At 34.3% G+C, this 10,995-nt stretch carries 6 protein-coding genes and 4 tRNA genes; 4 read left to right on the forward strand and 6 right to left on the reverse strand.

All coding sequences use genetic code 11. The features are described 5' to 3' along the window. Nucleotides 1–8: 8 nt before the first annotated feature. A tRNA-Ser gene (locus ACIQ0D_RS08750) sits at nucleotides 9–98 on the forward strand. A 352-nt stretch (nucleotides 99–450) separates the two neighbouring features. Here the strand turns inward: ACIQ0D_RS08750 and ACIQ0D_RS08755 are convergent. Further along, nucleotides 451–524 (reverse strand) — tRNA-Arg (locus ACIQ0D_RS08755). A gap of 180 nt (nucleotides 525–704) precedes the next feature. On the opposite strand from ACIQ0D_RS08755, the gene ACIQ0D_RS08760 reads away from it, so the two are divergent. The 3 genes from ACIQ0D_RS08760 (at nucleotide 705) to ACIQ0D_RS08770 (ending at nucleotide 3,489) form a co-directional block, all read left to right on the forward strand. Further along, entirely contained in the window at nucleotides 705–2,789 is a 2,085-nt protein-coding gene (locus tag ACIQ0D_RS08760; protein ID WP_395804748.1) for an HD family phosphohydrolase, read from the forward strand. A gap of 143 nt (nucleotides 2,790–2,932) precedes the next feature. Further along, a tRNA-Ser gene (locus ACIQ0D_RS08765) sits at nucleotides 2,933–3,019 on the forward strand. A gap of 396 nt (nucleotides 3,020–3,415) precedes the next feature. Beyond that, nucleotides 3,416–3,489 (forward strand) — tRNA-Pro (locus tag ACIQ0D_RS08770). Nucleotides 3,490–3,556: 67 nt separating this feature from the next. Here ACIQ0D_RS08770 and ACIQ0D_RS08775 read toward each other — a convergent pair. The 5 genes from ACIQ0D_RS08775 to ACIQ0D_RS08795 all read right to left on the reverse strand — a co-directional run. Next, on the reverse strand, nucleotides 3,557–3,985 hold the full coding sequence (locus tag ACIQ0D_RS08775) for a DUF6799 domain-containing protein (RefSeq protein ID WP_395804749.1): 429 nt from the start codon (nucleotides 3,983–3,985) through the stop codon (nucleotides 3,557–3,559). A gap of 127 nt (nucleotides 3,986–4,112) precedes the next feature. Beyond that, complete coding sequence (locus ACIQ0D_RS08780; RefSeq protein ID WP_395804751.1) at nucleotides 4,113–6,101, reverse strand: c-type cytochrome domain-containing protein; 1,989 nt, start codon at nucleotides 6,099–6,101, stop codon at nucleotides 4,113–4,115. A 186-nt stretch (nucleotides 6,102–6,287) separates the two neighbouring features. After that, complete coding sequence (locus tag ACIQ0D_RS08785; RefSeq protein WP_395804753.1) at nucleotides 6,288–7,313, reverse strand: hypothetical protein; 1,026 nt, start codon at nucleotides 7,311–7,313, stop codon at nucleotides 6,288–6,290. Between the two features lie 18 nt (nucleotides 7,314–7,331). After that, a complete protein-coding gene (locus ACIQ0D_RS08790; RefSeq protein WP_395804755.1) occupies nucleotides 7,332–8,786 on the reverse strand; it encodes a DUF1501 domain-containing protein in 1,455 nt (484 codons plus the stop codon). Next, on the reverse strand, nucleotides 8,786–10,995 hold a 2,210-nt coding region (locus tag ACIQ0D_RS08795; protein ID WP_395804757.1), incomplete at its 5' end, for a PSD1 and planctomycete cytochrome C domain-containing protein. The genes ACIQ0D_RS08795 and ACIQ0D_RS08790, both read right to left, overlap by 1 nt.

The following is a 10,995-nucleotide window of genomic DNA, read 5'->3' on the forward strand; positions in this document are numbered from 1 at the left end:
TTTGCAGCGGAGAGTTGGCAGAGTGGTCGATTGCGGCAGTCTTGAAAACTGTTGAACTGTTAAAGGTTCCTGGGGTTCGAATCCCTAACTCTCCGCCAAATACATAAAGCCCTTATCAATTGATAAGGGCTTTTTTTATGGAAAAATAAAAAGGGTATCACTTTAGGTATCACATTTACATTTCTACATAAAAAATAAATCATAATCCAATTTGTGGGACTACACCGAAAAGTTGCTGAATAGGGATATAATTTAATTTAGCTAAGCTAAAGAATATAAAAAAACTACATTATCCATTCCTTGTTCCTTCTCTACTGACTTTAATTTAGGATTGGCGATTTCACTGTAGCATTTTTGATTCTGTAGATTTAACATTAAAACCTAATAAAAAAATGAAAAAAGGCTTGAAATGAAAAAAGCTTCTTACAATGCAAGAAGCTTTTTAATTAGTACGCCCATTAGGATTCGAACCTAAGACCTACGGTTTAGAAAACCGTTGCTCTATCCAGCTGAGCTATGGGCGCATTCTGCGACAAAAGTATAAAAACATCACAAAAACTCAAACTAATAAGAACAATTTATGCAGATATTTTATAATTTTTCTTCAATTTTCATGCATCTACTTGTAAATCAGGCATCCATCATCACAGATTGTTGCATATCAATCTCATAGAAATTAGTATTTTTGATAAAATAATAAGACATTGGCAAAACTCAACAAGCAATTACACCTCATCTTATATCGCAAGTATGGCAAACACTTGAAATATGTAATGATGTTATTTTGCGTCATTTTCGTCACCCTTTCCTTACCTAAACAAGCTCGATTCAGATTTGAGTACGAAAAAGGTAAAGTTTGGATGCAAAAAGATCTATACTCTCCTTACAGTTTCTCTATTCAAAAAACTTCTGATGAAATTGAAAAAGATCGAGATGATATATTAAAAACCGTACTTCCTATTTATCTAAGAGACGATCAAGTTATTGATAATGAATTAGATGGCTTCAATTCTGAATTTGAGAATAAATGGAGAAGTAGCGGAATAGCTGAAAAAAACAAAGAAAACTATTACTTATTTGGGAGTTCTATTTTAAAAGATATTTACAAAAGAGGCCTCATGAGTCCCGTAAAGAAATACCAACGATACGGTGATAATTATAATTTCAGTCTATTACAAAACAACCTTGCATCACAACTAAATACCACTGATGCACTCTATATATCAAATGCACAAGGAATTATAAAAGAAAAGATTTCTAGAAATGGAGAAATTGAAAATAAAGAATGGTTAACACAATTGGTTTCAAGTCATTTAAGTCCCAATTATTTATATGATGCCGAGCTGACTGAGAAACTAGAAGAAAATTCGTTAAGCAGCCTATCATTAACCCGAGGGATGGTTCAAAAAGGCGAATTGATTGTAGCAAATGGCACTATGGTCAATTCAAGTATTTATCAAAAACTAGAATCCTTAAGAACAGCTTATGAAGAAGATGCCAAAGTAGGTGGAAATAGTCAACTTATACTTTTAGGTCAGTTTTTATTGTCTGGTTTAATTATTACGCTATTATTGATTTTCGTGTATTTATTTAGAAGAGACATTTATGTAGATAATAGGCAATTAGCACTTATTCTTCTTGTTATTACTGGGATGTTGGTTACATTATCTTGGGCTATTCGTATAAAAGTGCCGAGTGTGTACTACATTCCTTTTTGTATAGTTCCAATCATCATTAGAATTTTATTTGACACGCGTCTGGCTTTAAATATTCATCTTTTGGTGGTCTTAATAGCAGGATTTTTCGTCCCAAATAGCTTTGAATTTGCTTTCTTACAGATATCAGCAGGTATGGTAGCAATTTATAGCATTAAGAATCTGATTAAGCGTGAGCAATTTCTTATTTCCGCATTATTAATATTATTGAATTATTTCATTGCCTTTTTAGGCATTTCATTAATTAGAGATGGTTCATTTAGCGATATTGAGTGGTTAAATTTTTTACCATTCGTGTTTAGTGTTTTGTTATCTCTTTTGGCCTATCCTTTAATTTATGCATTTGAGCGAATGTTTGGCATTACTTCGGATGTTACTTTAATGGAATTAACCAATACCAACTCAAAACTATTACGTGATTTGGCATTTAAAGCCCCAGGAACCTTCCAACACTCTTTACAGGTTGCAAACCTTGCAGAGGCTGCTATCTTTAAAATTGGCGGTAATACATTGCTTGTACGAGCAGGTGCCCTATACCATGATATTGGTAAAACAGTAAATCCTCATTTTTTTATAGAAAATCAAAATAGAGGTAATAACCCACATGATTCTATATCTTATGAACAAAGTGCTCAGATTATCATTCAGCATGTAAATAAAGGTGTTGAAATAGCGAGGAAAAATAATATTCCTGAGATGTTGATCGATTTTATACGTACACATCATGGAAATACACGTGTCGATTATTTTTATCAATCTTTTCTAAAAAATTTTCCTGAAAAGTTTGTCGATGAGAATATTTTTAGATACCCCGGCCCTATTCCTTTTTCAAAGGAAACAGCAGTATTAATGCTTGCTGATTCGGTAGAAGCCGCTTCTAGAAGTCTCAAGGATCCCGATGCAATAAGCATCAGTGATTTAGTGGAACGAATTATTGACTATAAATTAGATCAGGGTCAATTGACAAATAGTAATATCACTTTGAAAGATATTGATACAATTAAGCTCATTTTTAAGACGATGTTGATGGGAATTTATCATGTTCGTATCGATTATGAACTTGATGTAATTTAATTTTTTAGTTTAATTAGAATGAATATATCAGATTATCAAGCTGTTAATTCATTTTTTTAATAAATTTCATAATCATTTAAAAATATTTTTTGCTAGGCAGACTGATTTGCTATATTTGCAGTCCTCGAAAGAGTTGTTTTTAAGGAGAGATGCCTGAGTGGCCGAAAGGAACAGTTTGCTAAACTGTCGTACTGGTAACGGTACCGAGGGTTCGAATCCCTCTCTCTCCGCAACTATTTTATAATATAAGCCTTTAACGAAACGTTAAGGGCTTTTTTTATGGAAGAAATAAAAAGTGTAGAAATTTAGATATCAATTTCCCAATCTGCACACAAAAACTCAATTTCTAAAAGTCGGAAAAGCTAAAATTTAATCTAAGCAATTATAATATATCTAAAATATACACTAAAAATTCAATTTGAAATCGACATATAACTAGAAGTAGAATCTATATTTGCCCTGAATTCAAATGAACTCCACTAGCATTCAGCACTTTAGGTACCATTACTATTGATTAAACAATTCTTCTGAAAAATATTTTCAAATATATTTGCCACATATATTGAAAAGCCTATATTTGCAGTCCCTTAACAATTGAAACGCTTCGGCACTCAATGTTAAATGTTCGGGGTGTAGCGTAGCCCGGTATCGCGCCTGGTTTGGGACCAGGAGGTCGTAGGTTCGAATCCTGCCACCCCGACCGAACAAAAAAACCCTCTCTAGTTTTAGAGAGGGTTTTTCATTTTCTAGATAATTCATTATTCCTTTTAATTTCTTCCTCTTCTGGGAGCCGTTTTTGTACCAGATCTAGGAATTTTATTTCTTGACACCTCCCTAGCTCGTCTTTGAACTATTTTCTTATTTGTTATACTCTTATTCTTATTAAACTTATTATGATTTCTATATAAAAAACCATTATTATCTAAACATTCTCCTTGTCGTAATTGATACCTTTCTTGATTTTGTAATTGATACGAACCATCTGGATTGATAACAGTTCCATTATTTAACCTTTGCTGCTCCATCACACGTGTTTGTATTCCGTTTCGATATTGGAACAATTGCCCATCGTAATATCTATAATGGTCTTCCAGACGGATTCTGTCCTGAGTTTGTACTTTTTCTTGATCTTGTGCATGCAGCAGACCTGATGCTCCTATCGTAAGTAGAAACATGAGAATAATTTTATTTTTCATCTTTTATTAGTTTAAACCCAAAAATAGATTGAGAAACAAAAAATAATCTTGATGATAATCAATGTAAGATTTGATTATAGATATAATCACTAAATGGTTTTTTAAATTAAAACCATTTAGTGAAATTCTAATTTATTAACAATTCGTCCACAAGCAATAAAGCAGGCTGTCCTTTTGATGGGTGCCATATAGGAAGCTTTCTAACAGGTTTTGCTATTATTTTGACATACTTTAAACTTTGAGGCTTAAAGCTTGCATAGAGAGTCTTAATCTCTTGCTTACTATCCTTGTTTGGCATAACAGAATTTATAGTGGTTAATAAATCCCATTTACCATTCTGTGTTGCACCATATACTTGAATGCTTGAAGGCGGAAAATATGCTCCATTAGTTGAAATAAGTGTATTTAAGGCTATATTTTCTATTTTTCGAAGGGAATTAAATTCGAAAAGTATTTCCAAATTGTTTTCTTTAAAGCCTAACCAATTATTATTATTTGAGTCAAAATCACCTAACTGACCATCTATCAGCGAGTTAGCACCAGCAGCTTTATGATATTCATTCGGACTATTGACCAATTTTATTACCTCCGGTTTTAAGGCAGTTTTTAAAAATCCATAAGTAATAACATCACTGCTGAGCCATCCATTCTTGAAAGCTTTCGATTTAACAATTGAATTATTATTGATCTTTAAGGTATTCTTAAAAACCATAGAGTTTAAGCTATCTGGCTCTGTACCATCTAATGTATATTTTATGATTACACCCTTTCTTGGATGTGTAAGTTCAACGGAGCCTTGACCGATGAAAACACGAGACTTATTTTTTAAAACTGGAGGAGATAATTTTACAAGTGTTGTTCCATCATCTTTAAATCCTGAAATGATCTTTACTTTCTTTGTTGACCTTTTTAATTGGTTTAATTCAATCTCAGAAAGCTTTGTGTTCCAGATTATTAATTCCTCAAGATTCTTCAAAGCTAATAATGGTTGAACCTGTTTGAAATTTACTGAGGTTCCAGAAAGTGACAATGTTTTCAATGAAGGTAATTTCATTAAGTCAATTAAACTACTTCCAGATATATCAGTGAAATTCAAATCTAGTTTTCTTAAAGCTTTGAATTTGGCAATTTTCTTCAAGTCGGCATCTTTAACAGGCATTTTGCTCAAACTTAGTCCCACAATTTGCTCCTCAATTACCGATAACTCGTCTAATGATTTAGCATTATAACCTGATTTACCAAAGAAGCTCACATTTAAGGCAGCAGAACCTTGAGAAATGGGACTTACCACTCTATAAAAAGTATTTAATTTCTGAATAGTTTTTTCATCGGCATGATTTAAATCGAATTGTTCTTCTCTAATTTCAGTAGGTTTGAACCTCGAGGCTGCCAGCATTCTTAGGGAGTCGCTTGGCTTTAAATCAATTACTTTTTTACTGAAAGATGCCTGATCTTTAATCCACAAATAAAGAATTTTAGACTCTTCTTCTGTTAATTGTGGTTTACCAGAAGGAGGCATGTGCTTCTTATCGCTTTCTGGCAAGTGTACGCGCTGTAACAGTAAACTTAAATTTGGAAAGCCAGCAACTAAAAGTTTTCCTGTTTTACCTCCCCTTAGGATTGACATTTCATCCGTAAGCTTTAAGTTGCCTTTTAATTTTTGATCATTATGGCAACTGATACATTTTTCTTGAAAAATGGGTTGAATAACATGATCATAAACTTTTGCTTGTTCAAGCGGGACAAGTTCAGGCTTTGTGATTGGTTCAAGAACAAAATTGTCACCATGTGTAAGCAAAGCACCAAAGTGGCCTGCTATAATTAAGCTAAGTATTAAAATTATTGATCCAATTCTGGCATGAATAACTGAATACCACTTAAAATCTCTTAATTTAAAGAGAATGGATGCTAATAAAAGTGTACCTAATGCAAACCACTTATGATAATCTAAGGTTTCTCCCTCATAACCTTCTTCAATGGATAAAATCAAGCCCATCAAAACTGTTATTCCCGTAGAAAGTATTCCTGCAACAAATACGTAGGAACTTAGTAATTGATAAAAAAGTGTTTTTTTGTTCTCTGATTGAAATCTAAAAAACTCAAGTAATGATGCCAAAAGTAGAAGTACAATTGGGAAATGCAAAAGTATTGGATGCATTCTACCTAGCACTTGTAACCATTGTGGTATCTGTAATTGGGACTCAAAAATTGTAATAAAAATGATTAAGGTATTAAAACCAAATATCAGACTCAGTACAAACGCAGGAAGTTTGATTCTCATTTAAAATGAATTGAACAAAGATTAAACTCTTTTGAATTTGTAAGGATAAACTTTTCCAGATGCCCACTGTGCTACATAAATATTCTCATCATTATCAACACAAACATCATGTGGATGGAATAAAATCTTTTCTGCTTGGGACATAGGCTGGAGTTTTCCATCCTTATAAATAGGTTCAGTGCCTCCAAGATTTGATACCACTTTATTATTCTTATCAAGAATAGTCGCAAAACCAGAACCCTCTTTATCCAAATTTGGTGAACGCAATACTGCAGCGTATAAATGATCATTTTTAATGACTGGACGACATACACAAGCCCCTGGAAGATTGATAATTTCTTGAAGCTTTCCGTCCATAGAAAACCGTTTGAAGCAATTACGGGTACGATCGGTTACTAAAAGACTAGGCTTTTTATTTCTAGTATCAACAACAATTCCATGTGCATTGTCTAATTTTTCATCCCCTTGTCCCCTACCTCCAAAATATCCTTTCAGCTTACCCGCATTATCATAATGCAAGATGTATTGAGCACCATAACCATCAGCAATGAAAAAATCACCATTAGAATGTACTGCTACTTCGGTTGGAACAAACTCTTTGGCATTTTTATAGATTCCAGCTTCAAGAGGGACATCAATTATAAGAACGATTTTTCCATCCATTGTAGTTTTATACACCTGATGTTTATCAGTATCTGTGATATATAAAAATTCCGTTCCATTTTCATCAGAAAGTGTCAATCCATGCCCACCAGGAAAATCATGACCCCAAGCATCCATAAGTTTACCTGAAGTGTTATAAATAAGTATGTTATTTTTAGTCTCATTAGTCAATAAAATTAATCGACCACTTTTATCCTGAACCATTTCATGGCAATCATTCACTGGAAATTTCGATGAATCTAAAGTCCCCCATTTTGTATCAAGGGTATATCTCATATTATTATGGCCATAAACCGGACCTTTATCAATTGCAAATAAATCTTTTGCAATAAAAAAACTAGCCGTTACAGCACTGGTATTTTGAATGAATTTTCTTCTATCCATAAAATGATTTTTAAATGATTATGCTAAAATATCGTTGATTACTTTTCCGGATACGTCAGTAAGACGGTATCTTCTACCTAAATGTTTAAATATCAACTTTTCATGATTTAATCCGAGTTGATTTAATATAGTTGCCTGAAAATCATGCACATGCACAGGGTCTTTAATAATATTATATCCAAATTCATCGGTCTCACCATAAGAAATACCTGGTTTTATACCTCCACCAGCCATCCAAATACTAAAACAGCGTGGATGGTGATCACGACCATAATTTTCGGCAGTCCATGAACCTTGACTATAGTTTGTTCTACCAAATTCACCACCCCAAATGACTAGCGTTTCATCTAAAAGTCCCCTTTGCTTCAAATCAGTAATTAAAGCCGCAGAAGCCTGATCAACCTCCTTAGCTTGAGAGGCGATATCTGAAGGTAGATTTCCATGATGATCCCAACCTTGATGGTATAATTGAACAAAACGAACACCATTTTCAGAAAGTTTACGGGCTAATAAACAGTTTGCAGCAAATGTTCCTGGTGTCATTGAATCAGATCCATAAAGCTTAATGATGTCATCAGGTTCTTTCGAAAGATCCATGATTTCTGGGACTGCCGTTTGCATCCTATAGGCCATCTCATACTGCTGAATTTTGGTACTTATTTCAGGATCTCCAAATTCTTCATAGGATATTTGATTAAGTTGAGATAATTGATCTAAGAACTTCCGTCGCTCATATTTATTCATACCATCAGGATCTCTCAAATATAATACTGGGTCATCCCCACTACTAAATTGCACTCCCTGATGAATAGAATCAAGAAAACCACTCGACCATAACTTTGAATAAACACCCTGATTATTACCTTGCTTTCCTTTTGAAAGTAAAACCGTAAATGAAGGAAGGTTTTTGTTTTCACTACCTAGACCATAACTTAACCAGGAACCCATACTAGGACGATTACCTTGTTGTGCACCAGTTTGGAAAAAAGTAAGTGCAGGATCATGGTTTATGGCCTCGGTATGCATGGAGCGAATCACACAGATATCATCAACTACCTTGGCTGTATATGGCAGTAAGTCGCTAATCCAATTTCTAGACTCCCCATATTGTTTAAAATCAGCAAATGAACCTACCATTGGAAAGGCTGATTGATTTGCTGTCATACCAGTTAGCCTTTGGTTACCTCTAATAGATGAAGGAAGATCCTGACCCATCATTTCCCTTAATTTGGGCTTATAATCGAAAAGTTCTAATTGTGACGGTGCACCATTTTGAAAAAGATAGATTACTCGTTTTGCCTTTGGTGCAAAATGTGGGATACCAGCTTCAAAACCTGAATCAGAGGATGTTCCACTAAAAAGATCTGGAACAAGTAATGAACCTAAAGCTGCACTACCCAAACCTAAGCTAAGGCGTGAAAGAAAACGACGTCTATTAAAATTTAAACCATGTTCTAAAAAATCTTTTTCCATCAGGATTTAGTTATAGTCTCTTCCAAATTATAAAGTGCTGTAATTACTTGCATCATGGCAGCAACACTCGTTTTATTCATTTTTGCTGGTATTGGGTACTCTCCTACAGCGAGGAGTTTATCTGCTCTGCTTTGCTCCTTTTTAAAAGCAATTAATTGATCATTATAATAGCTACTCAACAAAATAATCTCTTTTTCAGTTGGCTTACGGCAAACAATCAATCTAAAGGCTTTAATAACTTTGTCTTTCACTTGATTTTTTTCTGCATCCAAATTTGTGGCCAAAACACGAGAAGCCTCAAGCACTGTTGGATCGTTCATCATGATTAAAGCCTGCAATGGCGTATTCGTTTTTAAACGACCAACCTCGCATTGATCTCTATTGCTAGCATCAAAAATACCCATAACAGGAGGTGGAACAGTACGTTTTATGAAAGTGTACATGCCTCTTCGATATAAATCAGTTCCGTGGTCTTGTTTATACGTTCTTAAAATTCCACGACCCGAAGTTGCGTTCTCCCACAATCCATTGGGCTGATAAGGTTTTACGCTTGGTCCGCCAATAGTTTTAACAAGAAGTCCGCTACTAGATAAAACTAAATCACGAACAAATTCAGCTTTAATACGGTATCGAGGTGCTCTCGACAAATAAATATTTTCTGGATCTGCCTCTAATTTTGATTTTGATATTACTGCCGATTGTTGATAGGTGGCAGAACTTACCATTTTCTTTAATAGTTGTTTAATGTCCCAGCCATTTTCCATGAAATCAACTGCTAGCCAATCGAGTAATTCGGGGTGTGAAGGTAATTCACCTTGCATACCCATATCACCCGCAGTTTTTACGAGACCACGCCCAAAAATTTCTTGCCAAAGTTGGTTTACAAAAACTCTAGCAGTTAAGGGATTTCTTTTATCAAATAGCCACTTGGACAATCCCAATCTATTTTTAGGAAGATTTTTATCAAAAGCTAAAATAGAATTGGGGGTACCTGGAAAAACCTCTTTATCAGGCGCATCATAGGCTCCACGTTTTAAGGTATATGTTTTTCTAAGGGTGTCTCTATCTGCCATTACAGATACGATCAATTTATTCGTATCCTGCTTGTTAATGAACTTAAGAATACTTTTAACTTCCTCATTACTGATTTCTATCAAAGGATTTTTAGCATAGGTTTCTGGTCCACCAACATCCGACTCTAATCCAACTTCCTTAACATTATTAAAAAATGCATAAAGTTGGAAATATTCCTTTTGAGAAAATGGATCATATTTATGGTCGTGGCATTGCGCACATTCCATCGTAACACCAATTAGAGCCTTAGAGAATGTGTTTGTACGGTCAATAACGTATTGTACCCGATATTCTTCATCAACAACACCACCCTCCTCAGTAATTTTATGATTCCGATTAAAACCTGTAGCTAGAATTTGTTCTTTTGTTGCATTGGGAATAAGATCTCCCGCTATTTGCATGGTTATAAATTGATCATAAGGTAAATTTTTATTGAAGGAATGAATAACCCAATCTCGCCAAGGCCAAGCAGAGCGATAACTGTCATCTTGATAACCATGAGAATCTGCATAACGAGCTACATCAAGCCATTGTAAGGCCATTTTTTCACCATAAGCAGGACTTTTCAATAATTGATCAATCACTTTTTCGTAGGCCTTGGGACTGTTATCAGCCAAGAATTTATTCATCATGTCGATGCTTGGTGGTAAACCAGTTAGATCTAGGCTTAGGCGTTTCAATAAATGTTCTTTTCCGGCGATTTGGTTAGGCTCAAGACCCTTTTGCTCCATTTTATTTAAAACGAAATAATCAATTTCATTTTTTGTCCATTGCGAGTCGCTTACCTTAGGAAGTTTAGCTTTTTTAGGTTTAACAAATGACCAATGAGTTTCATATTTAGCACCTTGCTTAATCCATTTTTCAATTAATTTGATTTCATGCGAATTTAATTTCAAATTAGAATTTAATGGCGGCATCACTAAAGCCGTGTCTTTGGTGGTTATTCTTAAAAAAGCTTCCGACAAATCAGGCTTACCAGCAACAAGAGCATGACTTCCAGGACTTTCTTTAAGCGCTTTGAATGCGTCTTCTTCAATATCTAAACGAAGTCCAGCTTCCCTTTTATTTGGATCAGGACCATGGCAAGCAAAGCATTTATCTGATAAAATCGGTCTTATATCGAAATTATAACTTA

This window comes from Daejeonella sp., from assembly GCF_044342615.1.
Classification (GTDB): domain Bacteria; phylum Bacteroidota; class Bacteroidia; order Sphingobacteriales; family Sphingobacteriaceae; genus Daejeonella.

Excerpts from the sequence above, each read along its gene's own strand:
- ACIQ0D_RS08785 (WP_395804753.1), bottom strand. The coding sequence starts at position 7,313 with ATGGATAGAAGAAAATTCATTCAAAATACCAGTGCTGTAACGGCTAGT.
- ACIQ0D_RS08775 (WP_395804749.1), bottom strand. The coding sequence starts at position 3,985 with ATGAAAAATAAAATTATTCTCATGTTTCTACTTACGATAGGAGCATCA.
- ACIQ0D_RS08790 (WP_395804755.1), bottom strand. The coding sequence starts at position 8,786 with ATGGAAAAAGATTTTTTAGAACATGGTTTAAATTTTAATAGACGTCGT.